The sequence below is a fragment of the Nonomuraea sp. NPDC001636 genome, assembly GCF_040298265.1.
Lineage (GTDB): Bacteria > Actinomycetota > Actinomycetes > Streptosporangiales > Streptosporangiaceae > Nonomuraea.
On record NZ_JBEOZT010000018.1, the window covers coordinates 191900 to 217123 of the forward strand.

A 25224-nucleotide genomic window follows, 5' to 3' on the forward strand; every position below is an offset into this window, starting at 1 on the left:
CTTGGGACGTGCTGCTGACGATCACGACCACCGCCACGCCGGCCACCGACCTGGGCTTCCTCCTGCACAAGCATCCCGAGCGCGTGCAGGAGTTCGGCCAATCGTTCGGCACGGCCACGGTGTTCTACCCGGAGGCGGGCGAGGAGCGCTGCACGGCGGCCCTCCTGCTGGAGGTCGACCCGATCGCGCTGGTCCGCTCGCGCGGCCGGAACTCGCCCGACTTCAGCCTGTCGCAGTACGTCAACGACGCCCGTACGCGGCCTCCTCGCTGCTGGCCGTCGCGCTCGCCGACGTCTTCCGCACCGCGCGGGCGGGCCGCTGCAAGGCCCGTCCCGAGCTGCCGGGCACCCCGCTGCCGCTGGAGATCCGGGTGCCCGCGCTGCCCTGCCGGGGCGGCCCTGAGCTGGCCCGGCGGCTGTTCGAGCCGCTGGGGTGGGCGGTGGAGGCGCAGACGCTGCCGCTCGACGAGGGCTTCCCCGAATGGGGCGAGTCCCGGTACGTGCGGCTGACCCTGCGCGGCACCGTCCTGCTGGCCGACGCGCTGAACCACCTCTACGTGCTGCTCCCCGTGCTCGACGACGGCAAGCACTACTGGATGGCCTCCGACGAGATCGACAAGCTGGTCAGGGCGGGGGCGGGCTGGCTCGGCGCTCATCCGGAGCGCGGCCTGATCGCCCGGCGCTACTTCGGGCGGCGCTGGGCGCTGGCCCGCACCGCGCTGACCAGGCTGGCCGAGCTGGGCGACGAGACCGAGGAGGAGCTGGAGCCGGCGCTCGCCGAGGAGGCCCCCGCCGGGGAGACCGCGGCCGACGAGGCCGCCGCCGCGGAAGCCGCCGCCGAGGCCGGTGCCGTTGGCGAGGGCGCCGCGGAAGCCGAGGCCGTCGCGGAAGCCGGGGAGGCGGGCGCGGTGCGGAAGGCGCGGCCGCTCAACACGTTGCGGCGCGAGGCCGTGCTGCGCAGGCTCGAAGAGCTCGGCGCGACGAGCGTGATCGACCTGGGCTGCGGGCAGGGCGAGCTGGTCGCCGCGCTGCTGGCCAGGCCCAGGTTCGCGCGCGTCGCCGGCATGGACGTCTCCTCCCTGGCGCTCACCATCGCCGCCCGCAAGCTGCGCCTGGACCGCATGCCCGACAGCAAGCGGGCCCGGCTCACGCTGTTCCAGGGCGCGCTCACCTACACCGACAAGCGCCTGGCGGGCTACGACGCCGCCGTGCTCATGGAGGTCGTCGAGCACGTCGACCCGCCGCGCCTGGCCGCGCTCGAACGCGTCGTGTTCGGCCGCGCCCGTCCGGGCCACGTGCTCGTCACCACCCCCAACATCGAGCACAACGTGCGCTACGAGTTCCTGACCGGCCTGCGCCACCCCGACCACCGCTTCGAGTGGACGCGCGCCGAGTTCGCCGCCTGGGCCGCCCGGGTGGCCGCCCAGTACGGCTACCACGTCGCCGTCGAACCCGTCGGCGAGGACGACCCCGAGGTCGGCCCGCCCACCCAGATGGGAGTCTTCACCCGTGATCAGCGTTCCTGAGCTGTCCCTCGTGGTGCTCGTCGGCGTCTCCGGCAGCGGCAAGTCCACCTTCGCGCGCCGGCACTTCAAGCCCACGCAGGTCATCTCCTCCGACTTCTGCCGCGGCCTGGTGTCCGACGACGAGAACGACCAGGCCGCCACGCCCGCGGCGTTCGACCTGCTGCACCACATCGTCGGCGTGCGCCTGGCCAGGGGGCTGTTCACCGTCGTGGACGCCACCAACGTCCAGTACCCCGCCCGCAAGAGCCTCATCGAGCTGGCCAGGAAGCACGACGTGCTGGCCGACGCCATCGTGCTGGACACGCCCGAGGAGGTGGCGATCGAGCGCAACGCCGCGCGTCCGGACCGCGACTTCGGCCCCGGCGTGGTGATCCGCCAGCGCAAGGAGCTGCGCCGCTCGCTGTCCAAGATCTCCGCCGACGGCTTCCGGCGGGTGCACGTGCTGCGCGGCCTGGAGGAGATCGACAACGCCGAGATCACCTACGAGAAGGCGTGGTCGGACCGGACCGAGCTGACCGGCCCGTTCGACATCATCGGCGACGTGCACGGCTGCCGCTCGGAGCTGGAGACGCTGCTGGCCAAGCTCGGCTGGCAGGGCCTGACCCACCCCGAGGGCCGCACCGCCGTGTTCGTCGGCGACCTGGTCGACCGCGGGCCCGACACGCCGGGCGTGCTGCGCCTGGTCATGGACATGGTCGAGGCGGGCACCGCGATCTGCGTGGCCGGCAACCACGAGCAGAAGCTCGTGCGCGCGCTGAACGGCCGCAAGGTCACCGTCGCCCACGGCCTGCGCGAGTCGCTGGACCAGCTCGCCGCCGGGCCGCCGGAGTTCGCCGAGCGGGCTCGCACGTTCATGGACGGCCTGCTCAGCCACTACCGCCTGGACGGCGGCCGGCTCGTCGTCGCGCACGCCGGGCTGAAGGAGTCCTACCACGGCCGCGCCTCCAAGCGCGTGCGCGCCTTCGCCCTGTACGGCGACACCACCGGCGAGACCGACGAGTACGGCCTGCCGGTCCGCTACCCGTGGGCCGACGAGTACCGCGGCCGGGCCATGGTCGTCTACGGCCACACGCCCACGGTCACCCCCGAGTGGGTCAACAACACGATCTGCCTGGACACCGGCTGCGTCTTCGGCGGCCACCTGACCGCGCTGCGCTACCCCGAGCGCGAGATCGTCCAGGTGCCGGCCGAGCAGGTCTGGTACGAGCCGGCCAAGCCGCTCGGCGCCCCCGCCCGCGAGCCCGGCATGCTCGACGTCGGCGACGTGATCGGCACCCGGCACGTCGAGACCCGCTTCGGCGGCCGGGTCAAGGTGCTGGAGCAGAACGCGGCCGCCGCGCTGGAGGTCATGAGCCGGTTCGCGGTCGACCCGAGCTGGCTGGTCTACCTGCCGCCGACGATGGCGCCGCCGGAGACGTCCAGGCTCGACGGCTACCTGGAGCACCCGCACGAGGCGTTCGAGGAGTTCGCCGCGGCGGGGGTGACCGAGGTCGTGTGCGAGGAGAAGCACATGGGCTCGCGGGCCGTCGCCGTGCTGGCCAGGACGCCCGAGGTCGCCGCGGCCCGGTTCGGCGTGGCCGACGGCAGCACCGGCGCGGTCTACACGCGTACCGGGCGGCCGTTCTTCCGGGACATGACGCCGCTGGTCGAGGCGGTGCGCGCGGCCTGCGAGCCGCTGTGGGAGGAGCTGGGCTCCGACTGGGTCGTGCTCGACTGCGAGCTGCTGCCCTGGTCGGCCAAGGCGGGCGAGCTGATCAGGTCGCAGTACGCCTCCGTCGGCGCCGCCGCGCGGGCCGCGCTGCCGGAGGCCGTCACGGCTCTGGAAGCGGCGGCCGGACGCGGGCTGGATGTGGGTGGGTTGTTGGCCCGCACCCGACGCCGCTCCGACAACGCTGCCCTGTTCCGCGACGCTTATGCGCGCTACTGCTGGCCGGTGGACGGTCTCGACGGGATCAGGCTGGCGCCGTTCCAGATCCTGGCCTGCGAGGGACGGGCCACGGCGCTGGAGCCGCACGCCTGGCACCTGTCCACGCTGGCGCTGCTCGACTCGCCGCTGATCGCGCCGACCAGGAACGTGTCGGTCACGCTCGGCTCGCCGGAGTCCAGGGCCGCGGCCACCGCGTGGTGGGAGGCGCTGACCGCCGACGGGGGAGAGGGCATGGTGGTCAAGCCGGCCACGTACGTGCCCGGCCGGGTGCAGCCCGGCGTGAAGGTGCGCGGCCGGGAGTACCTGCGGATCATCTACGGGCCCGACTACACCGAATCCCTCGACGTGCTGCGCCGCCGCTTCCTCGGCAAGAAGCGCTCGCTCGCGCTGCGCGAGTACGCCCTCGGCCTGGAGGCGCTGTCGCGCCTGGCGGACGGCGAGGCGGGCTGGCGGGTGCACGAGCCGGTCTTCGCGGTGCTCGCCCTGGAGTCCGAGCCGGTGGACCCGCGCCTGTGACCCCGTCCCCGTCCCCGTCCCCCCGAAGGAGCCTGTGATGACCGCCGACCGTCACCGTCCCGGCTACGTCCGGCGCGCTCTCGGGCGCGCGCTGCTGCGGTACGCCGTGGCGGTGGTGGTGGCGGTCGTCGTGATCGCGGTCTTCTGGCTGACCCGGGCCTGACGTCCGGTTTGTGGCAAGGTTGGGTAAGCGCCGCGCTACACAGGTGATCTCCGGGTAGGTCCCCGATCACGGGGAAGGGACCTGTATGGCAACTCGGTACACCCATCAGGAGCATCTGGGCCACGTCGTCTTCATCACCGCGGCGGCGGCCATCGGCGGGTTCCTGTTCGGATACGACAGCTCGGTCATCAACGGCGCGGTCACCGGCATCCAGCGGCACTTCGACGTGGGAGCGGTCCAGATCGGCTTCGTCGTGGCCATCGCGCTGCTCGGGTCCGCGCTCGGGGCCTGGATCGGCGGCGGGCTGGCCGACCGGTGGGGGCGTACCCGGTCGATGCAGGTGGCCGCCGGCCTGTTCACCGTCAGCTCGATCGGGCAGATGTTGCCGTTCGCCATCTGGGACCTGGGGTTGTGGCGGGTCATCGCGGGCTTCGCGATCGGCATGGCCTCGGTGCTCGGGCCTGCCTACATCGCCGAGGTCGCGCCGCCCGCCTACCGGGGGCGGCTGGGCTCCTTCCAGCAGCTCGCCATCGTGCTCGGCATCGCGGTCTCGCAGCTCGTCAACTACCTGATCGCCGAGCTGGCCGGCGGCGACGTCAACAACCACCTGTGGGGGCTGCAGGCGTGGCAGTGGATGCTGGGCGCCTGCGCCGTCCCGGCCCTGCTCTACCTGCTGTTCGCCTCCACCATCCCCGAGTCGCCGCGCTACCTGATCATGTCGGGACGGTCGCGGAAGGCCCGCGAGGTGCTGGCCGAGGTCGAGGGCGAGGACGTGGACCTCGACGCCCGGATCGCCGAGATCCAGCACGTGCTGCGGACCGAACGCGTGCCGGGGCTGAAGGACCTGCGCGGCAGCGCGCTCGGCCTGCTGCCGATCGTCTGGGTCGGCGTCGTCCTGTCGGCGTTCCAGCAGCTGGTCGGCATCAACGTGATCTTCTACTACTCGTCGGTGTTGTGGCAGTCGGTGGGCATCAACCAGAGCAACTCGCTGCTGATCAGCTTCTCCAGCTCGATCATCAACATCATCGGCACGTTCATCGCGATCGCGCTGGTCGACCGGATCGGGCGCAAGCCGCTGCTGCTCGTCGGCTCGGCCGGCATGGCGATCGCGCTGGGCACCGCGGCCTGGGCGTTCAGCGCGTCCCGAGAGGTCGGCGGCGTGGTCTCGCTGCCCAGCCCGCAGGGGCCGATCGCGCTCGTCGCGGCCAACGTGTTCGTGCTGTTCTTCGCCCTGTCGTGGGGCGTGGTGGTCTGGGTGCTGCTCGGCGAGATGTTCCCCAACCGCATCCGCGCCGCCGCGCTCGGCGTCGCCGCCGCCGCGCAGTGGATCGCCAACTGGCTGATCACGGTCTCGTTCCCGGCGCTGTCGGAGTGGAACCTGCCGCTCACCTACGCCATGTACGCCCTGTTCGCCGCGCTGTCCTTCTTCTTCGTCAGCAAATGGGTCAAGGAGACCAAGGGCCGCAAGCTGGAAGACATGGGCTGACCACGCCGCGGAGTGGGCTAACCTCCGGCACGTGCTTGTCGACGTGCTCGGTCCCGGCCTGAACGTGCTCTTCTGCGGCATCAACCCCGGCCTGATGTCGGAGGCCACCGGCCACCACTTCGCCCGGCCGGGCAACAGGTTCTGGCCCGCGCTGCACCTGTCCGGCTTCACGCCGCGCCTGCTGGCCCCCGCCGAGCAGCACCTGCTCCCCTCGTACGGGCTGGGCATCACGAACATCGTCCCCCGGGCCAGCGCCAAGGCGGCGGAGCTGACCAGGGACGAGCTGCTGGCGGGCGGCCGGCAGCTGGCGGAGAAGGTGGCCGAGCTGGGGCCGCAGGTGCTGGCCGTGCTCGGCATCTCGGCGTACCGGACGGCCTTCGCCCGGCCCAAGGCGGTCATCGGCCCCCAGCCCGAGCAGGTCGGCGGCGCCCGCGTGTGGGTGCTGCCGAACCCGAGCGGGCTCAACGCCCACTGGACCGTCGCCACGATCGCCGGGGAGATGGCCCGCCTGCGCGCGTCGCTGCGCCCGGCCCCGGAACCGGCGGTCCCTGACCTGCGCTTGTAGCCGGATCCAAGTCACGCACAAGCCTTGATCGCTAGATACGTACCCGGTTCGTTGTGTCTTCGCACTGGGGGGTCTGGTGGCAAGCCGGCGATTGTCGCGCGTGGTCTGCGCATTGGCGTTGTTAGTGGGTCTGGTCGCGGCCGTGCCGCCGCCGGCCGTCGCGTCCGCGGCACCGGACGCCGAGACCGCGGCGCTGCTGTCCGCGATCGAACGGTTCACGGCCGCGGGCGGCGGCCTGGCCACGCTCGGCCCGATGGGCGAGCAGCTGCCGTTCGTCGGCCTGGTGCCCGGCGGCGAGGACGCCCTGGGCCTGGCCGACCTGTTCCAGGTGGCCGTCCACGACCAGCTCAAGGGCCTCACCACCCTGGACGACCTCCAGGACGAGTACGAGCTTTCCGGCCCCCGCGCCGGAAAGCTCCTGGCCAAGGCGAGCACGCAGAACGGGATCAGGCGGCTCGACCTGACCCTGGAGGTCACCAGGACGGCGGCCGGCCGGCCGATCTCCGTCAGCAGCGCCCAGCCCAAGGTCTCGCTGACCACCTCGGGCGGCGTGGACGTCACGCTGAAGCTCACCGCCAAGCTGCCCTTCGCCTACGACCCGGCCACGAAGTCCGCCTGGCTGGCCAGGGACGCCGGCCTGACCGTGCGGGCCGAAGGCAGGCTCGCCGCCGGGGCCAGGCCCACCGCCGCCTTCGGCATCCTCGGCGTCGACCTCTCGGCGGCCTCGACGCTCTCCGTCGACGCCGAGTTCGCCGCCACCGCCGCCGACCCGGACGGCAACGGCAGGCTGGACACCGCGGAACTCGGCTCGGACAGCCTGTTCGCCTTCGCCCGCAAGGGCTCGGCCGCCGCCCGGCTGCAGGTCACCGCGCAGCCGTTCGCCGGCGCCCAGGTCGAGGGGGCCGCCGCCACCATCGACGCCAGCTGGCCCGACCTCGCCACCGGCGGGCCCGCCGTCAGCGTGACCCAGGCCGACCTGGACCGGCTCGGCCGCTTCCAGACGCTCACGCCCAAGGACCTGCTCGACGGCCTGACCCACCTGGCCAACGCGGTCACCGCCGCCCAGCGCGCCCGCTGGGACGGGCAGGGCGACCTCGACCTGCCGTTCATGCGCGGCTCGCTGGCCGACGCCGTGCAGGTGTCGGAGGCGATCCACGCCTTCGCCGCCGCCAGCGTGGACCGCAACACCGGCCGGCCCACCTTCACCTCGATCCAGGACCTGTTCGCCGCGCTCGGCAAGGCCCGCGGCCTGCCCGCAGGCGCGATCATCAAGGTCGCCGACGCCGGCTACGACGACGCCGCCAAGAAGATCGCCTTCACCGTCGTCGTGGACCGGACCGTCAACCCGGCCCCCGAGCCGCTCAACCCCGCGGGCCAGACCGTCAGCGGGACGGGCGCGGGCGTCACGTACGCGGCCAGGACCCTGCGGCACGCCGGGCAGAAGTGGACGCCGGGGCAGTTCGCCGGGCGCACGGTCACCGCCGGAACGTCGAGCGGCATCGTGGCCGACAACACCGCCGACACCGTCACCCTCGCCGAGGAGGGATGGCGCGGGGGCGTGCCCGCCGCGGGCGCGCCGTACCGGATCTCCGCGAACGACCCCATGATCGGGCAGATCGCCTTCGGCGACACCTTCAAGGCCGCCGCCGGGCTCGACCGCGCCAACGCGACCGCCGCCGTGGCGGGCGTCATGCGCGGCTACCACGCCTCGGCCACGCTCGTGCTCGACCTGAGCGACCCGGTGACCGGCCAGGGCTGCGCGCAGCGGCCGGACGGGCAGCAGAAGGCGTGCCCGTACAAGCACGTCAACGCCGACGGCAGCGCCACCGTGGTGAACGAGCTGCCCAGGGCCGCGGACCGGATCATGTTGCGGACCGGCCGCGACCTGTTCGGCGCCCGCGTGTCGGTGCTCTCCTCGGTCAACGTCAACGCCGTCGCCGGCTACCTGGGCGTCCAGCTCACCGGTGATCTCACCATGGGCAGCAGGAACGGCGGCGACCTGGTCAAGGTCGGCCTCAAGGACCTCGGCGACGTGCCGCTGACCAGGCTGTTCGAGCGGCTGGCGAGCAAGCCGGGCGACGTCCTGACCTCCCAGGTGGACGCGATGGCCAAGGCGCGGCTCACGCTGGGCGTGCCGGGCCTGGCCGACTTCTTCGGCGGCAGGGTCTCCGGCGAGGTGGAGATGCCGGACCTCGGCAAGCCCGCCACCGTCAGCTTCCGCGGCTTCGACCAGATCGGCAAGGTCAAGGACTTCGCCTTCGACCCCGACAACCCGCAGGCGCTGTTCGGCGCGCTGATCAAGTCCCTGGGCGCGGTGGCCACCTACCTCGACGGCGTCAAGGGCACCGGGCCGGTCAACGACGCGATGACGGCGAAGCTGCCGCTGCTCGGCCGTTCGCTGTCCGACCTGGTGGCCGCGGAGGAGATGGGTTCGGGGCCCGGCGTCGTCTACGGCGACGGCGCCTGCGGCAACGAGAACGCCTACGTCACCGACCCCTCGCGCACGTTCACCCAGGCGCACGTCGGCCGCCGCGTCGCCGTCGGCACCCGGGTGCTGACCGTCGCGACCGCGTGCGGCGAGCACACGTTGTCCTTCGCCGAGAAGTTCGGCCAGGCCGTGCCCGAGCCGGGCGCCGCCTACGCGCTGCGCTCGCCGTTGCGGGACGCGATCGACCGCCTGACCGCCGCGCCGCCGGACACCGTCCAGGCCCTGGTGGCCGAGCTGAACAAGGCGCTGGGCGGCCAGGCGCGCATCGGCTACGAGGACGGCGCCCTGCGGCTGTCGCTGGCCTACGACAAGAAGGCGGCCGTGCAGGAGCCGCTGCGCTTCGCCTTCGGCGACAGCAGCCTGGTCGCCGCCAAGGGCTCGGCCACGCTGGACGCCGCCGTCGAGGGCGAGGTGCGCCTCGGCCTGCGCGTGGCGCTCAAGCGCGGCTTCGACCCGGCCCGCGACCTGCTCGTCGAGACCGACTCCGGCCTCGACCTCCAGGCGAAGGCGCAGCTCGACGGCACGGTCCAGGCCGACGTCGGCCCGCTGCCGCTGGCGCTCGGCAAGCAGGGCGACGACCCGCTGCAGGCCAGGCTCGGCTACGGCGTGAGCCTGCGCTACGGCGGCGAGTCCCAGGACGCGGTGCCCCCCGCCGCGTTCTTCTCCGGGCTCGACCTGGCCCTGAACGAGACGAGCGACCCGGTCGCCTGCGACCGCGACCCGCATCGCGACGACACCGACCTCGCGTTGTGCGCCGTCCTGCCCGCCTACCTCAACGGCGCGCCGCTCACCGCGGACGGCAAGCACGCGCTCGTGCTGCGGCTGCCCAGGGCCGCCCCGCTGGCCGAGATGTTCGACCTCACCAAGAAGCTGCCCGGCGACGTGAACCGGCTGGAGCTGCCCTCCTTCGACTTCTCCACCCTGCCTCCCGGCCTGGAGCTGGACTGGACCAACCTGGGCGACGGCATCGACCGCTACCTCACCGCCCTGGAGACCGGCATGCGCATGGCCTCCGGCAAGGGCAGGCTGCCCATGGTCGGCGCCGACCTCCAGCAGGGGGCCGACTTCGTCGGCGCCAAGCGCCAGGAGATCAAGGCCGCCCTCGCCAAGCTGCCGAACGGCGGCAAGGTGCCCACCGGCGGCGACCTGCGCAAGTGGTACAACGACGAGCTCGCGCCCAAGGTCGGGCCGGGCGTGCAGCCGGTGATCACCTGCGTGCAGGCGCCCGTCCCCGATCCCGCCAAGCCCGAGGCCTGCGACGCGGCCAAGGGCGCCGAGCTGACCGGCATCGCGTTCAAGATCAGCGTCGGCAAGGGCGACGTCGATCCCGAACAGGGCTGCGTCAAGGACTGCCTGGGCGTGGAGCGGCCGCTCGACGTCGGCGTCCCCGGCCTCGCGCTCAAGCAGGGCAAGGGCAAGGGCGTACGGGCCGAGCTCGGCTGGCACGCCGAGGTCATGGTGGGCCTGGACCGGACCAGCGGCTTCTACGTCGACGCCGGCGAGGCCAACCGGCCGCGGGCGACCGTCGGCGTGAACGTCTCGCTGCCCGAGGAGATCAACGCCCGGCTGGCGATCCTCGACGTCACGCTCAAGAACCGCGAGCAGAACGCCCCCGACCTGTTCGCGGGCGCCTTCACCATCGGGTTCAAGCCGGTCGGCCGGATCGGCCTGGACCAGCTCGCCGACGCCGGCAGCCTGGTGGAGACGTCACTGAAGGCCAAGGTCGCGGTGGACTGGCGTTTCAAGGTGACGGCCGGCTCGGCCATGTTCCCCGGCCTGTACGGCGACTTCGACCTGGACTGGGACCTCACCAAGGGCGGCTCACCCGACCCGGCGAACCTGAACATCGCCTTCAACAACGTGAACCTGGAGGCCGGCGACTTCTTCCGGAGCGTCCTCGGGCCGGTGGTGACCCAGGTCAAGAAGGTCACGGACCCGGTCAAACCGGTGATCGACCAGCTCTACGCGCCCATCCCCGTGCTGTCGGACCTGAGCAGGGCCGCGGGCGGCGGCGAGGTGAACCTGATGACGATCGCCAAGAAGTACAACACCGTCGCCGGCGGCGGCACGACGAAGTTCATCGAGCGGATGATCGAGGTCGGCAGGCTGGTCACGTCGCTGCCCGACTGCCAGGGAGAGCTGCACATCCCGATCGGCAGCTTCACCGTGGCCGGTGACCGCGCGCTGGACACCGAGAACTCGCCCGACGTCGCCGACTCGCTGATCAAGGACGTGGCGCCCGCCACGGACGACCTGTTCGCCGCGCTCGACCAGGGCGCCAGATCGTGCGGGAAGGCCAAGGCGGCCACCGCCGACGCGCAGGGGCCGATGGAGCACTCCGCGAAGGCGGGCTTCAGCTTCCCCGTGCTGCAGAACGCCGGACGGTCGATCTTCAGCCTGCTGATGGGCAAGGACGTGGAGCTGGTCGCGTTCGACTCCGGGCCGCTGCGCCTCGGCTTCTCCTACAGCCAGTCCTTCGGCCCGGTCTGGTCGCCGCCGCCGATCATGGTGGTCATCTCCGGCACCGCCGGGGTCGAGGCCCAGATCAGGGCGGGCTTCGACACGTACGGCATCCGCAAGGCGATCGAGCAGGGCAAGGTCGACCTCCAGGTCCTCGACAGCCTCTACCTGAAGACCACCGACGACCAGGGCCGGCCGCTGCCGGCGATCTCCCTGACCGGGCGGCTGGAGGCGGGCGCGGCGGTCGACGTGGTGCTGGTCAAGGCGGGCGTGAGCGGCGGCATCTTCCTCACCGTCGCCATGAACTGGCTCGATCCCACCAACGACGGCAAGTTCCGGTTCTTCGAGTTCGCCGACGTCCTGCTGCGCAACCCGCTGTGCCTGTTCTCCCTGGACGGCGAGCTGAAGGTCTACCTGAAGGCGTGGGTCGAGGTGGGCATCTCGATCTTCAAGAAGCGGTTCGACTGGACCATCGTCGAGGCCAAACTGCTCGACTTCTCCGTCCGGCCCAAGTGCGACGAGGACCCGCCGAAGCTCGCCACCGAGGCGGGCGACGCCCTCGTGCTGCACGTCGGACCGATGCGCAAGGCCAGGGGCGGCAGCACCGCCAAGCCGGGCGACGACGCCGAGCAGTGGACCGTCAGCCAGCTCCCCGGCGACGAGGGCTTCGTGGTCACCGCGCTGGGCGTGCGCGAGGAGCACCGCGCGTCCGGCCTGACGCGGGTCCTGGCCGACGGCCGGGGCGCGAAGGGCGCGCTGCGGCTGGTCTTCCAGGGGTACGGCGACGACACCGCCGGAGCTCACCCGTTCGACCGGACGGTGGTGGCGTTCGGCGGCGACGGCGACGACCTGATCCTGACCGGCGCCGGCCGCAACGTGATCGACGGCGGCAAGGGCGACGACCAGATCACCAGCGGCGACCAGTACGACGGGCCCGCCGCGATCGTGGCCGGCGGCCCCGGCGACGACTACGTCACCATGGGCGGCGCGGGCGGCTGGGCGGCCGGCGACGGCCGCCTGACCCCCGCCACCCGCAAGGTCGGCGACGTGGAGGTCGCCGACTGGACCGGCGACGACCTGCCCGGCGCGCCGGACGACGGCCCGGCCGACGGCGCCGACCGCATCGCGGCCGGTCTCGGCAAGAACAAGCTGTACGGCAACGGCGGGAACGACACCATCGCCGTCGCCTCCGACAGCCCGCTGGCCGCCACCGACCCCTCGCCGCGGTTCCGCGCGCAGCCGAGCCTGCTGGTCGGCGGCCCCGGCGCCGACACCCTGACCGGCGGCTCGGCGGCCGACGAGATCTACACCGGGCCGCGCGAGGAGATCGGCCGCGACGAGGCGGGACCCGCCGACTCCGGGCCGAACTACGTCGACACCGGCGCGGGCGCCGACAAGGTGTACGGTGGTCAGGCCGTCGACCTGGTCGCCGGCCACTCGGCCCCCGGCGAGGCCGTGCAGATCATCGGCGGCGGCGGGGACGACGTGCTCGCGGGCGGCCACGGCAAGGACGACATCTCCGGCGGCCCCGGCGACGACTGGATGATCGCCGAACCGTCCGACGTCGGCGAGGCCCAGGGCCGCGACGACTTCGGCCCGGCCCGGCAGGTGCGTCACCTGCCGCTGCCGGCGGGCGTCCAGCCCTCGGCCAAGCAACTGTCCGGCGGCGACGGGAACGACCACGTCATCGGCGGCGACGGCGGCGCGACCGTCTTCGGCGACCGCCGGCGGGACGAGCCGTGCGAGGAGCATGACGGCGCCGCCGACGGCCGGGACCTGATCATCGGCGGCGCGGGCAAGGAGACCGTGTCGGCCGGCGGCGGCGCCGACCGCGTCGAGGCCGGCGGCGGCCAGGACGTGGTCTGCGGCGAACGCGGCGACGACCGCCTGGCCGGCGGCTCGGGCGACGACCGGGTCTCCGGCGGCTCCGGCGACGACACGGCGCTCGGCGACGACGGCGCCGACGAGGTGACCGGCGGCTCCGGCGACGACACCCTGTACGGCGGCGCGCACGACGACACCGTGGTGGGCGAGTCCGGGCAGGACCGTCTGTTCGGCGGCGAGGGTGACGACCTGGTGATCGGCGGCACCCGTACGGCGGGCAAGGACGACAAGGGCGACTTCCTGTACGGCGACGCCGGGGCGGACCGGCTGATCGGCGACAACGGCGACGCCGGCGGCCCGTTCGACCTCGACGGCACCCCGCAGGAGGCCGGCGGCCCGGACGTGATCCACGGCGGCGACGGCGCCGACCGGGCGCACGGCGGGATCGGCGCCGACGAGGTGCACGGCGACGCGGGCGACGACCACCTGGAGGGCGGCGTCGGCGGCGACGAGGTGTACGGCGAGGCGGGGGAGGACGAACTGGTGGGCGGCGCTTCGGGCGCGTACCCGGACGGCGGTGACACGCTGCTGGGCGGCGACGGCCCGGACGTGATCGCCGCCGACAACGCCACCCTGACCACCACCCCCACCCCGTCAGCCACCCCATCGGGCGGTCCGTCTGGTGGTCCGTCGGGCACCCCGTCGGGCACCCCGTCGGGCACCCCGTCCGGCACCCCGTCCGGCACGGTTAGTCCGGCTGCGGCGGGGAGCCCTTCGGGGACGCCGTCCGCCGCGGCGACGCCGTCCGGTGAGCCGGTGGCCGGTGCGGCGGCGGCCGACCCGGCGACCTCGGTCGCCGTGCGGCCGGGCCAGACGGCCGCGCACCAGGTGAAGCTGCTCGCGGGCGGCCTCGGCCCGGACGTGGCCGACGGCGGCGCGGGCAACGACGCGATCTTCGGCCAGGGCGGTCCCGACCGGCTGCGCGGCCAGGAGGGCGACGACTACGTCGAGGGCGGCGCGGGCGTGGACTGGGTCGAGGGCGACCAGGGCGACGACGACCTGGTCGGCGGCACCCACACCGCGGCCGACGACGCCTCCGACGCGCTCTACGGCGGCCCCGGCGACGACGTCGTGGCCGGCGACAACGCCGTGGTGACGCTGGCGGGCACCCCGGCCAGGGCCACCGTCCGCATCGGCTCGGCGGGCGCCCCGATGACCCCACGCGCGGTCACACTCCTGACCGACGGCTCAGGCGAAGGCTCGGGTGGTGGGGCAGGGGCGGATCGGGTGTCCGGTGGGGCCGGCGTGGACGTCCTGTGGGGGCAGGGCGGCGACGACCAGATGTCCGGCGGCGGCCAGGGCGACTACGCCGAGGGCGGCGACGGCGCGGACCAGATCCGCGGCGACCTGCCCCTGGCGGCCGAGTCCACCCGAACCACCACGCGACCCCTGCCCGACCCCGGCTGGAGAGGCGACCCCAGCGGCCCCGCCGACCTGGAAGGAGACGACACCCCCGGTCAGGACGACCTGATCGGCGGCTCGGCCAAGCAGGCCGCCGCCGACGAGGCCGACGCGATCGAGGGCAACGGCGGCGCCGACGTCCTGCTCGGCGACAACGGCTCGCTCGTCCGCACCGTGACGGGCAACGCCGAGAAGGTCTACACCGAGCGCTACCCGGCGGGCCAGGCGCCCGCGGACGCCACCCGCGTACGCAGCCACGACCCGGCCCTGCCGGGCGACTCGACCAGGTTCTGCACCCAGGCCCAGGCCACCTGCGAGCCGGCCGGCTCCTACGGCGGCGACCACCTGTACGGCGACGACGGCGACGACGCGCTGTGGGGCCAGGACGGCGACGACACCCTCCACGGCGGCCAGGGCGACGACGACCTGTTCGGCGAGCTGGGCGACGACACCCTGGACGGCGGCGCGGGCGAGGACGCCATGCTCGGCGACCGCGGCGGCGTGCTGAACGAGCGCATCGACGCCTCCGACGCACAGCGGCTCGGCTTCACCGTCAGCCTCAACGCCCCGCCGAAGGAGACCTACAAGGGCTTCCAGCCCGGCACCTACGACCGCCGCACCGACCTGCTGCACGACACCGACGGCGACACCTGGACACAGGCGGCCATGCCGCACGACGGTTTCGCCAAGGGCGGCGCGGACCGCATGCGCGGCGGCCCAGGACGCGACAGCATGCACGGCGGCGCCGGCGACGACCTGATCAACGGCGACAGCGGCGGCGACGAGGTGTTCGGCGGCGACGGCGACGACCTGCTGTGGGGCGGAAAGGGCTGCGACCCGGCCCTGGACGCGGCCACCGCCGACTGCCTGTCCGGCGGCGTGTTCGACCCGGCCGCCCGCGGCACCGGCGACCGCTTCGTCGACCACGTCTTCGGCGGGGCCGGCGCGGACCTGCTCGACTACAACCCGCGCGGCTCCTACCCCGGCTCGTGCGCCCCCGGCAAGATGCCGGAAGGCGAGCTGACCACGGTGGTGGACCCGTGCACGTGGTTCCGCATGACCGACAAGGACAACGCCGCCATCGCCGACGACCAGCACCACCAGGGCGTGGACTGGCAGTACGGCGGCGCGGACCGCGACGTCCTGCAGGGGGACCGCACGGCCAACGGGCCCAACCCGGGCGACAAGATGATCGACTGGAACGGCGGCTTCAACCTCTACACCCACTGCGGCCCGGCCAACGGCGGACACAACATCGTCCGCCAGCACTCCCCGGCGATGCTCGACTTCCTGGCCAAGGTGGCCTGGGGCGCGGGCGCCGGCCGCACCCTGGGGGACCCGTCAGGGGCGCGCGAGGTGGCCGTGCCGGCCTCGGGCGACAGCGGTTCGCCCTATCCCACCTCACCTGGCCACTTCGACTCGCCCGTGGCCTGCGCGGGCTGATCAGGAGACATGCCGATGTCACGCCGACTGATGGCGACCACCCTGGCGGGGGTGCTGGCGGCCGTGGGACTCACCACGGCCCCGGCCCACGCCGCCGCACCGCGACAGCCCTCCTGCGTCCCGGGGGACTGCTTCACCGTCGACGTCTCGCTCGACCGCGCCCCCGCCGTGGGGCAGAGCGCGAAGCTCACGGTCGAGGTGACCCCGAAACAGGACATCCCCGACGCCACCACGATCATCGAACTGCCGGACACCCTGAAGTGGGCGACCCCGCCCGCCGGGCTCGACCGCGCCGCCGCGATGATCGGCCGCAGTCCGGTGGACCGGGCCACCCGTACCTGGCGGGCCCGCGCCGGCAAGCCGGTCCGGTACGAGGCCGTCGTCACGGCGGTCACGACCGGCCCCGCCTCCATCCGCGTCCAGGCCCGCGACGGGCGCCCCGGGCCGAGCTCGAACGGCCTCGCCTACGTCACCGTCGGCGCGCGGTCGTCGGCGTTCGGCATGCCGCGAGAGGGCCGCAGCCGTACGGAGAGGACCGCGAGGGCGGCGGCGGCCGGCGACACGTGTGTGCAGGGGCGCGTCACCTACGTCAGGACGGACGGAACCATCGGCGGCGTGCCCATGGCAGAGGTGGACGCGTTCGACACCGACACGAACGGCCGGCAAAGTCTCGGCTGGGCCGAGACCGACGCCACCGGCGGCTACCAGGTGTGCTTCCCCGGCACCGAGGAGGACGGCACCGGCCAGGACGTCAACATCGAGGTCAGCCCGGTCAGCAACTACTGGTCCGTGGGCTTCTCGGAGAAGGCCGGCGACATCTACACCGACGCCGGCCCGACCACGCAGGACGTCCCTCCCGGCACGTCGGTCACCGTCATCGACTACCGCAGCGCGGCCGGCGACCCGATGGAGGGGGCGTTCCGCCTCCACTCGGCCGCCTACGACACGTGGAAGGCCTACACCGGCTGGCTGAACGACCCGGCCGACGACTGCTGGAAGCCGGGCGAGGCGAACTGCCAGTCGGTGACCATCATCTGGCGGCCGGACAAGGTGCTGCCCACGTCGTACTACTGCCCGGGCAGCGGCCCCGACTGCCTGGGCCGCTTCCAGATCAACCTGGACGCCTCGATACCGCTGGAGAAGATGACGCTCCCTCACGAGCTGGGGCACTTCATCATGGACTACACCGGCGTGAGGCCGTCGACCGGCGGCGGCTGCGGACAGCACTTCATATGGGCGCCGATGAACAACCCGACCTGCGCCTGGATCGAGGGGTGGGCCGACTGGGTCGCCGTCCAGACCTACGACGACACGCACTACCGGTGGCCGACCTCCGCGATCGACCTGGAGAGCCCGCGCTGGTTCAGCGACGGCTGGCCGAGCGGGGCGGACGCGGGCAGGACCGAGGGCCGCGTGGCCGGGGTGCTGCTCGACCTGGCCGACTCGGGAACGCGGGACGAGAAGTACTGGGACCTCGGCGGCGTCGGGCCCGAGACCGTCGTGGCCGCGTTCAGGAAGGCGGTCGCCCAGGACCTCGACCACTTCCTGACCCTGCTCGACCCGCAGCACCACGACCTCGCGGAGGCGGCACTGTTCCAGAACGCCGTCTCCACCCAGCACGTGGAGGACCTGGCCGACCGGCATCCGATCCGCCGGCCCGCCAACGTCCCGCTGCAGACGGCCTTCGTCACCACGCCCGGCAAGTGGCACGTGGTGGCCGCCGTCACCGGACCGGACGGCGCGGACGTCGACCTGACCACCACGCCCAACGCCGGCGGCGACGCCGTCAGGAGCGCCGACTGGACCGCCAGCAGCGCGGACTTCGTCGCCGTGCAGCCCAGCTCCGCCACGCGCAACTGGTTCGTCAACTCGGTCAGCTCCGACGCCGACTACGAGGAGCACGCGATGGAGGTGGCCGAGGCGCCCGCGGGCAACCTGGAGGCCGGGACGCCGCAGGAGTTCCCGATGGCCCCCGGGCGGCTCGTCGAGGTGCGGACGACGTGGGTGGAGAAGGGCGTGCCCGCCACGTTCACCGTCGTGCCGCGCAACGGGCAGGACCTCGACCTGTTCGTGATGGCCCCCGACCCGGCCGTGTGGGGCCTGCCGCGCTCGGCAGCACGCAAGTCCACGAGCGGCGGCCCGAACAAGATCGAACGCGTCACCATCAGCGACCCCAAGGTGACCGGGCTGTACGCGGTCGTCGTGGTCGGCAAGGCCGGCGACGGGAACGTCCTGCTGACCCGCGTCTGACCCTGTGGGGGCCCCGCGCGGGGCCCCCGTCGAGGGCTACCTGGCCGCGAAGTCCTGCGTCCAGTGGATGGGGCCCTGGCCGTTCCTGGCCGCGCCCACGCCGATCACCGTGTACCGGCAGTTCATGATGTTGGCCCGGTGGCCCGAGCTGTTCATCCAGGAGTTCATCACGGCGGCCGGGGTGGCCTGGCCCTTGGCGATGTTCTCGGCGAAGGCGGTCCCGCCGGTGAAGCCGGCCGCCCTGATGCGGTCCATGAAGCTGCGGCCGTCCTTCGAGGTGTGGTCGAAGTAGCTATTGGCGGCCATGTCGGCGGAGTGGCCGTACGCCGCGGCGCGCAGCTGGGCGTCGTGCTTGAGCGGCTGGCAGCCGCCCTTGGCGCGCTCGGCGTTGACCAGGCGCAGGACCTCGTTCTCCTCGGCGGTGCCCACCGTGCCGGCGGGGCCGGTCGCGGTCGGCTTGGGAGCCGGGGTGGCGGTTGCCGTCGGGGTTGCCGTCGGGGTGGGCTTGGGGGACGCCGTGGGCGTCGGGGCCGGAGCGCAGGTCAGCCGGACCGCCCTGGAGGTCGCGCCGCGGCCCCGGTGGTCGGTGGCGACCGCGTAGTAGACGCCGGGCGCGCAGGGAAGGGTGAGCGCGACGCTGCCGGACCGGGTGGAGCCGCTCTTGACGACGGGGTCCGTGCCCGGGACGGCGCGCTTGAGCCGGACACGCAGGAGCGCGTCCGTACGGCAGCCCTGACGGGCGGCGGAGGAGATGATCTGAGCGGTGTCGTTGACGCGAGGCGTGGCCACGGTGACCCGGCAGCGGCCGGCGGCCTCGCTGCCGGCCGCGGCTGCCGTCGCGGCGTCCGCCGGGGTCGGCGTACCGAGTGCAGCCAGGCTCACCAGGCCGGCGAGTACCCCTAGGGGTCTGCGCATGGGGGCTTCCTCCAGTTGCGATGGACGCTGGATCGCACCGCATTCTGGTAGGACCGCAACCCCTGTGTCACGAAATTTGCGAAATTTCCCTGATGTCCGGGTAAACCAAAGTGTCAGGAGATGCGTCGTGGCCCGTTCCAGCCGCGGGCCGGAACGGGCCGGAACCCCGGGCGCGCTCAGACCCGGAACTCCTCCGTCCGGTGGGCGTACGGGGGCACCGCTGCGCGCATCTCGTCGGTGACCGACGGCGGCGGCAGCGGCACGATCTCCCGCCGGTGGAAGTCGCGGACGTCCTCGCCCTCGGCGAACAGCTCCTGGACCGCCCGCAGGCAGGGGCCGATCACGCCGGGATCGGTGATGCGCCGGCCGCCCCGGCCGCCGCCGTACTCGTCGTAGAGGACCTCGTACATCAGGACGGGGGAGAAGATCACCAGCTCGGGCACCGGTTCGAGGGCGGCCACGCGCGCCGCGGGCACCACCCGGCAGGGGGAGCCCGCCCTGGCCCGCATGTCCAGCAGGTGCATCTCCCACTGCAGGTACGCGCTGACGGGGAACTCCACCACGCGCACCCGGCTCACCGGCATCCGGTGGCGGAAGTAGCCGGCCACCAGCGGCGCCATCTGCTCGGCCAGGGAGAGGGAGCCGGCCCAGTCGCCGTCCATCATGGCCCGCCAGCTCGCCACGTCCGGCTCGTAGAAGCTCTGGGCGCGCTCCAGCTTCCACAGGGGGACGACGCAGTCCGCGTGGTCGCGCTCGAAGGCCGCCAGGTAGCCGGGCGCGTCCAGGACGAGCGCGTCGGCGCCGCCCACCGCGGCGAACGGATTCGTGACGGCCACCACGGAACCCGGCTCGGTCATACGACGCCCCTTCGTTCGGTCAGATCCGCCCGCCAGATCATGAAATGTCAGTTGATTCTGGTCAAGGCCCAACGTCACGAAGGGACGCGAAGGTCACCCGCGGTAGTGAAAGCGGCGGTGCACCAGGTTGAACACGGTGGCCACCACGAAGACCGCCAGCAGGATCTTGAAGAGGCCGAACCCGAAGACCAGCCCCAGCACCCCGAAGACGACCAGGAGGGGCAGGAGGCCGGGACCGCGGTGGCCGCGCCAGTGACGGCGGGAATGGTCGTGCCAGGGGCGGCCGGCCTGCGCGTGGCGCATGGTCTGCATCTGGTGGCGGTGCGCCCTCATCGCCTGGCGCCAGGCGTCCCGGTCGAACTGGGGCAGCTGCTGGGGCTGGGCGTAGGCGGGGGACGAGCCGGGCAGGTCGGCCGTCACCTGGGACAGGTCGCGGACCGTCTTGGACGCCAGCGCCCGGTCGAGGCGTTCGTCGAGCTCTTCGTGGGTCAGGCGGCCCTGGGCGAAGTGCTCGCGCAGGGCCGCCATCGTCTGCTCGCGCTCGGCGTCGCCGATGCGGAGATCGTTGTGGTCCATGTCTGGTTCCTCGCTCTCCCCGAACCGGCCTGTCGCTGCGGAGCCGGTCACCTGGTTACTCCTCGCCCGGTTCGCCGTCGGCCAGGATCTGGTAGAGCTTGCGCCGGGTCTCAACCAGAGTCTTACGCGCTTCGCGGATTTGTGCGTCGTTTCCGGTCTGAAGAACCTGCATCATGGCGAATGCCGACTGTCGGGCGATGTGCCAGAGATCGGCGGTGTTGTCGTCGATGTCCGGACGCATCTCGTCCCAGGGGGCGCGGACCTCGTCGGCGTGCGCGTCGATGTAGGCGCGGCCCTCGTCGGTGAGGCGGAAGGTCTTGCGGCCGTCGTTCTCCTCGGCGATCACCAGGCCCTCGTCGGTGAGCTGCTGCAACGCCGGGTAGACGGCGCCGGGGCTGGGCTTCCAGCCGCCCTCGCTGCGCTCGGCGATCTCCTGGATGATCTGGTAGCCGTTGCGCGGCTCCTCGGCCAGCAGGGCCAGGATCGCGGCGCGCACGTCGCCCCGCTTGGCCTTACGGCCCCGGCCGCCGCCCCAGCCGTGGTGCCCGCCCCAGGGCCCGCCCGGACCGAAGGGGCCGCCGCGGCCGAAGTCGAACGGGAACGGTCCGCCCGGCCCGCCGCGCCGGCCGCGTTGCCTGCGCTCGCCCGGCCCGCCGCCGCCCCTGTGATGGTGGGGGTGGCCGCCCATCTGCTCGAACGCGTCGGCGATGGCCCTCAGCTTCTCGCGGGCCGCGCGCAGGTTCTCCCGCGGGCCGAACCACTGGTCGCCCGCTGCGTGTGCGTAACTCATGCTCTTTCTCCCTATATCGCGATCTGTTCTCGATGCGTCAACGATATATCGCTACTGTTTCGTTGGCAAGGGAGGGCCCAGAGTGAGCCAGATCACGAAAAAGTTGCGGAATTGGGGAACAGTCTTGGGATGTCCGCCGTTGAACAGAGCAGACGAGGTCGTTCCGCGTCGGCAGGGCTGGGGGGTGCTGTCGCCGCGGAGACGACCTCGTCTGCGTTTGCGGGTGTTTTCGGACGGACCGTTCCAGCGTCAGCAGAACCTGGCGGCCGGGATCTCCGCGTAAAGCGGCTCTTTGCAATACAGTCCCGATCATGATGGGGCACACGCACGCGATGACCGGGGCGATCGCGTGGCTGGCGCTGGCGCCGCCGCTCGCCGCACTGCCGCTGCTGAACGAGAGCTCCCGGTTCATCGAGACCGGCATCATGGCCGGCGCGCTCGGCCCGGCCGAGCTGATCGCCGGCGCCCTGGTCTGCGCGGGGGCGGCCATGCTGCCCGACCTCGACCATCCCAGCGCGACCATCGCCCAGACCTTCGGCCCGGTCACCTGGCTGCTGAGCAAGTTCGTGTCCTGGATCAGCGGCGGCCACCGCGGCATGACGCACTCGCTGGCCTTCGCGGCGGCGCTCGGGTTCGGCGTCCACTGGCTGGTCAACACCTATCCGATCGCCCGTGACATCACGGTCGTGCTGATGGTCGGGCTGGCCCTGCGGGCGATCGGCATCGGCATCCCGGGCAACAAGGCCGGGTCCATCATGATCAACATCGGCATGACGGCCGGGCTCTACGCCGTGTTCCTCTCCCTGAACGTCGGCTACGCCTGGCTCGGGCTGGCCGTGGGGGTCGGCTGCCTGATCCACGTCGTCGGCGACTGCATGACGGAACGGGGCTGCCCGGTGTTGTGGCCGCTCGGCGCCAAGTTCGTGCTGCCGTGGAAGATCGGCATCAAGACCGGCAAGAAGTTCGAGCAGAAGATCCTCGCGCCGATCCTCTCCGTCGCCATCATCGGCCTGCTCTTCTGGCGGCTCGCCCCGCTTTAACTTGATGTCGAGATACCGTAGTAATATCTTGACGTCGAGACATCCGCCGCGAGCCCCGCAAGTTAGGTTCACCTAACGTACGTGTCGTTCCGTGGGTGCGGCAGGATTCAACTGAGCAATTGTCTGATGGAGGAGGCGAATCACCGTGTCCGCGAACAGCTTCGGCAGCCGTGACACGCTACGCGTCGGCGACGCGTCGTACGAGATTTTCCGGCTTGACGCCGTCGAGGGCGCCGCACGCCTCCCGTACAGCCTGAAGATCCTGCTGGAGAACCTCCTCCGCACCGAGGACGGCGCCAACATCACCGCCGACCACATCCGGGCGCTCGGCGGCTGGGACCCGGCCGCGACGCCCAGCGTGGAGATCCAGTTCACCCCGGCCCGCGTCATCATGCAGGACTTCACCGGCGTCCCCTGCGTGGTCGACCTGGCCACCATGCGCGAGGCCGTGCGCGACCTGGGCGGCGACGCCGCCAGGATCAACCCGCTCGCGCCCGCCGAGATGGTCATCGACCACTCCGTCATCGTCGACTACTTCGGCCACCCCGACGCCTTCCAGCGCAACGTCGAGCGCGAGTACGAGCGCAACCGCGAGCGCTACCAGTTCCTGCGCTGGGGCCAGACGGCCTTCGACGAGTTCAAGGTCGTGCCGCCCGGCACCGGCATCGTCCACCAGGTCAACATCGAGCACCTGGCCCGCGTCGTCATGATCCGCGACGGCAAGGCCTACCCCGACACCTGCGTCGGCACCGACTCCCACACCACGATGGAGAACGGCATCGGCGTGCTCGGCTGGGGCGTCGGCGGCATCGAGGCCGAGGCCGCCATGCTCGGACAGCCGATCTCCATGCTGATCCCGCGCGTGGTCGGCTTCAAGCTCAGCGGCAAGCTGCCCGCCGGCGCCACCGCCACCGACCTGGTCCTGACGATCACCGAGATCCTGCGCAAGCACGGCGTGGTCGGCAAGTTCGTCGAGTTCTACGGCGAGGGCGTCTCCTCCGTGCCGCTGGCCGACCGGGCCACGATCGGCAACATGAGCCCCGAGTTCGGCTCCACCTGCGCCATCTTCCCGATCGACGGCCAGACCGTCGACTACCTGCGCCTGACCGGCCGCTCCGAGGAGCAGATCGCGCTGGTCGAGGCGTACGCCAAGACCCAGGGCCTCTGGCTCGACCCGCAGGGCCCCGAGCCGGTCTTCTCCGAGTACATCGAGCTCGACCTCAGCACGGTCGTGCCGTCGATCGCCGGCCCCAAGCGCCCCCAGGACCGCATCGAGCTGTCGGCGGCCAAGGACGCCTGGCGCCGCGACGTCCAGAACTACGTGGCCGACGGCGTCGACGAGGAGGGCGAGGAGTCCTTCCCGGCCTCCGACGCGCCCGCCTCCAACGCCCGCGCCGACGGCGGCCGGCCGCACAAGCCGGTCCCGGTCACGCTGGCCGACGGCACGTCGTTCGAGATCGACCACGGCATCGTGTCGATCGCCGCGATCACCTCGTGCACCAACACCTCCAACCCGTACGTCATGATCGGCGCGGCGCTGCTGGCCCGCAACGCCGTCGAGAAGGGCCTGACCCGCAAGCCGTGGGTCAAGACCTCGCTGGCCCCGGGGTCGCAGGTCGTCACCGGCTACTTCGAGCGCTCCGGGCTGCAGCCGTACCTCGACAAGATCGGCTTCAACCTGGTCGGCTACGGCTGCACCACCTGCATCGGCAACTCGGGCCCGCTGCCCACCGAGATCTCCGACGCCATCCAGGCCAACGACCTCGCGGTCACCGCGGTCCTGTCCGGCAACCGGAACTTCGAGGGCCGCATCAACCCCGACGTCAAGATGAACTACCTGGCCTCGCCGCCGCTCGTGGTGGCGTACGCGCTGGCCGGCACGATGGACATCGACCTCGACAACGAGCCGCTCGGCCTCGGCTCCGACGGGCAGCCGGTCTTCCTGCGCGACGTCTGGCCCGCGCCGGAGGAGATCGCCGCGGTGGTCAACTCCTCGATCGGCCGCGACATGTTCGAGCGCGACTACGCCGACGTGTTCAAGGGCGACGACCACTGGCGTTCGCTGCCGATCCCGACCGGCGACACCTTCGAGTGGGACCCGTCCTCCACGTACGTGCGCAAGGCCCCCTACTTCGAGGGCATGCCGGAGAAGCCGGAGCCGGTGACCGACATCTCGGGCGCCCGCGTGCTGGTCAAGGTCGGCGACTCCGTCACCACCGACCACATCTCCCCGGCCGGCTCGATCAAGGTCGGCACCCCCGCGGCCCAGTACCTGCAGGCCAACGGCGTCGAGGTGCGCGACTTCAACTCCTACGGCTCGCGGCGCGGCAACCACGAGGTGATGATCCGCGGCACGTTCGCCAACATCCGCCTGCGCAACCAGATCGCGCCGGGCACCGAGGGCGGCTACACCCGCGACTTCACCCAGCCCGACGGCCCGGTGTCGTTCATCTACGACGCCTCGGTCAACTACGCCGAGGCCGGCACGCCGCTGGTGGTGCTGGCGGGCAAGGAGTACGGCTCGGGCTCCTCGCGCGACTGGGCGGCCAAGGGCACCGCGCTGCTCGGCGTGCGCGCCGTGATCGCCGAGTCCTACGAGCGCATCCACCGCTCCAACCTGATCGGCATGGGCGTGCTCCCGCTGCAGTTCCCCGAGGGCGCCACGGCGGCCTCGCTCGGGCTGACCGGCGAGGAGACGTTCGACATCACCGGCGTCGAGGCGCTCAACGGCGGCGGCATCCCGTCCACCGTGCACGTCAAGGCCGGCGACGTCGAGTTCGACGCGGTCGTCCGCATCGACACGCCCGGCGAGGCCGACTACTACCGGCACGGCGGCATCATGCAGTACGTCCTGCGCTCGCTGCTGGCCAAGTAGAACTTCCCGCCTCCGCGCCCGGTCAAGAGCCGGACGCGGGCCGGGGACGGGGCGCGGATCCTC

The 25224-nt window shown here is 72.4% G+C and carries 12 protein-coding genes and 1 pseudogene; 9 read left to right on the forward strand and 4 right to left on the reverse strand.

The features are described 5' to 3' along the window. Positions 1 to 8 precede the first annotated feature (8 nt). The 7 genes and pseudogenes from ABT158_RS30495 to ABT158_RS30525 all read left to right on the forward strand — a co-directional run bounded on the left by ABT158_RS30495 (position 9) and on the right by ABT158_RS30525 (position 18108). Positions 9 to 1525 (forward strand): annotated as a pseudogene (locus ABT158_RS30495) (3' terminal RNA ribose 2'-O-methyltransferase Hen1). After that, entirely contained in the window at positions 1509 to 3968 is a 2460-nt protein-coding gene (locus ABT158_RS30500; protein WP_352359198.1) for a polynucleotide kinase-phosphatase, read from the forward strand. Before ABT158_RS30495 ends, ABT158_RS30500 begins: the two are co-directional and overlap by 17 nt. A gap of 37 nt (positions 3969 to 4005) precedes the next feature. After that, positions 4006 to 4131 carry a hypothetical protein gene (locus tag ABT158_RS30505; protein WP_352326762.1) on the forward strand — a complete coding sequence of 42 codons (126 nt, stop codon included), beginning with the start codon at positions 4006 to 4008 and terminating at the stop codon, positions 4129 to 4131. 85 nt (positions 4132 to 4216) lie between these two features. Continuing rightward, the gene (locus ABT158_RS30510; RefSeq protein ID WP_352359200.1) at positions 4217 to 5617 is read left to right on the forward strand and encodes a sugar porter family MFS transporter; all 1401 of its coding nucleotides are present in this window, start codon (positions 4217 to 4219) and stop codon (positions 5615 to 5617) included. 31 nt (positions 5618 to 5648) lie between these two features. Further along, a complete protein-coding gene (gene mug, locus ABT158_RS30515; RefSeq protein WP_352359202.1) occupies positions 5649 to 6182 on the forward strand; it encodes a G/U mismatch-specific DNA glycosylase in 534 nt (177 codons plus the stop codon). Positions 6183 to 6294: 112 nt separating this feature from the next. Further along, complete coding sequence (locus tag ABT158_RS30520) at positions 6295 to 15858, forward strand: calcium-binding protein (protein WP_352359204.1); 9564 nt, start codon at positions 6295 to 6297, stop codon at positions 15856 to 15858. Positions 15859 to 15873: 15 nt separating this feature from the next. Then, positions 15874 to 18108 (forward strand): hypothetical protein, encoded by a 2235-nt coding sequence (locus ABT158_RS30525; protein ID WP_352359206.1) that lies wholly within the window; start codon positions 15874 to 15876, stop codon positions 18106 to 18108. Positions 18109 to 18144: 36 nt separating this feature from the next. On the opposite strand, the gene ABT158_RS30530 is transcribed toward ABT158_RS30525, so the two are convergent. The 4 genes from ABT158_RS30530 to ABT158_RS30545 form a co-directional block, all read right to left on the reverse strand. After that, positions 18145 to 19023: a CAP domain-containing protein gene (locus ABT158_RS30530; protein WP_352359208.1), complete on the reverse strand. Its 879-nt coding sequence runs from the start codon at positions 19021 to 19023 to the stop codon at positions 18145 to 18147. 176 nt (positions 19024 to 19199) lie between these two features. After that, a complete protein-coding gene (locus ABT158_RS30535; protein WP_352359210.1) occupies positions 19200 to 19880 on the reverse strand; it encodes a DUF6879 family protein in 681 nt (226 codons plus the stop codon). A gap of 93 nt (positions 19881 to 19973) precedes the next feature. Continuing rightward, positions 19974 to 20456 carry a DUF1707 SHOCT-like domain-containing protein gene (locus ABT158_RS30540; protein WP_352359212.1) on the reverse strand — a complete coding sequence of 161 codons (483 nt, stop codon included), beginning with the start codon at positions 20454 to 20456 and terminating at the stop codon, positions 19974 to 19976. A gap of 55 nt (positions 20457 to 20511) precedes the next feature. Then, positions 20512 to 21246 (reverse strand): PadR family transcriptional regulator, encoded by a 735-nt coding sequence (locus ABT158_RS30545; RefSeq protein ID WP_352359214.1) that lies wholly within the window; start codon positions 21244 to 21246, stop codon positions 20512 to 20514. Positions 21247 to 21557: 311 nt separating this feature from the next. Between ABT158_RS30545 and ABT158_RS30550 the strand changes: the two genes are divergently transcribed. Together ABT158_RS30550 and acnA are read left to right on the forward strand one after the other, a co-directional pair. Further along, positions 21558 to 22286, forward strand: coding sequence for a metal-dependent hydrolase (locus tag ABT158_RS30550; protein WP_352359216.1), 729 nt, complete (start codon positions 21558 to 21560; stop codon positions 22284 to 22286). Positions 22287 to 22431: 145 nt separating this feature from the next. After that, positions 22432 to 25161 (forward strand): aconitate hydratase AcnA, encoded by a 2730-nt coding sequence (gene acnA, locus ABT158_RS30555; RefSeq protein WP_352359218.1) that lies wholly within the window; start codon positions 22432 to 22434, stop codon positions 25159 to 25161. The last annotated feature ends 63 nt before the right edge of the window (positions 25162 to 25224 follow it).

Bases quoted from the DNA above. Each gene is read 5' to 3' on its own strand.
- ABT158_RS30505 (WP_352326762.1), top strand. From the start codon at position 4,006: ATGACCGCCGACCGTCACCGTCCCGGCTACGTCCGGCGCGCTCTCGGG.
- ABT158_RS30510 (WP_352359200.1), top strand. From the start codon at position 4,217: ATGGCAACTCGGTACACCCATCAGGAGCATCTGGGCCACGTCGTCTTC.
- ABT158_RS30525 (WP_352359206.1), top strand. From the start codon at position 15,874: ATGTCACGCCGACTGATGGCGACCACCCTGGCGGGGGTGCTGGCGGCC.
- ABT158_RS30530 (WP_352359208.1), bottom strand. From the start codon at position 19,023: ATGCGCAGACCCCTAGGGGTACTCGCCGGCCTGGTGAGCCTGGCTGCA.
- ABT158_RS30535 (WP_352359210.1), bottom strand. From the start codon at position 19,880: ATGACCGAGCCGGGTTCCGTGGTGGCCGTCACGAATCCGTTCGCCGCG.
- ABT158_RS30540 (WP_352359212.1), bottom strand. From the start codon at position 20,456: ATGGACCACAACGATCTCCGCATCGGCGACGCCGAGCGCGAGCAGACG.
- ABT158_RS30545 (WP_352359214.1), bottom strand. From the start codon at position 21,246: ATGAGTTACGCACACGCAGCGGGCGACCAGTGGTTCGGCCCGCGGGAG.
- ABT158_RS30550 (WP_352359216.1), top strand. From the start codon at position 21,558: ATGATGGGGCACACGCACGCGATGACCGGGGCGATCGCGTGGCTGGCG.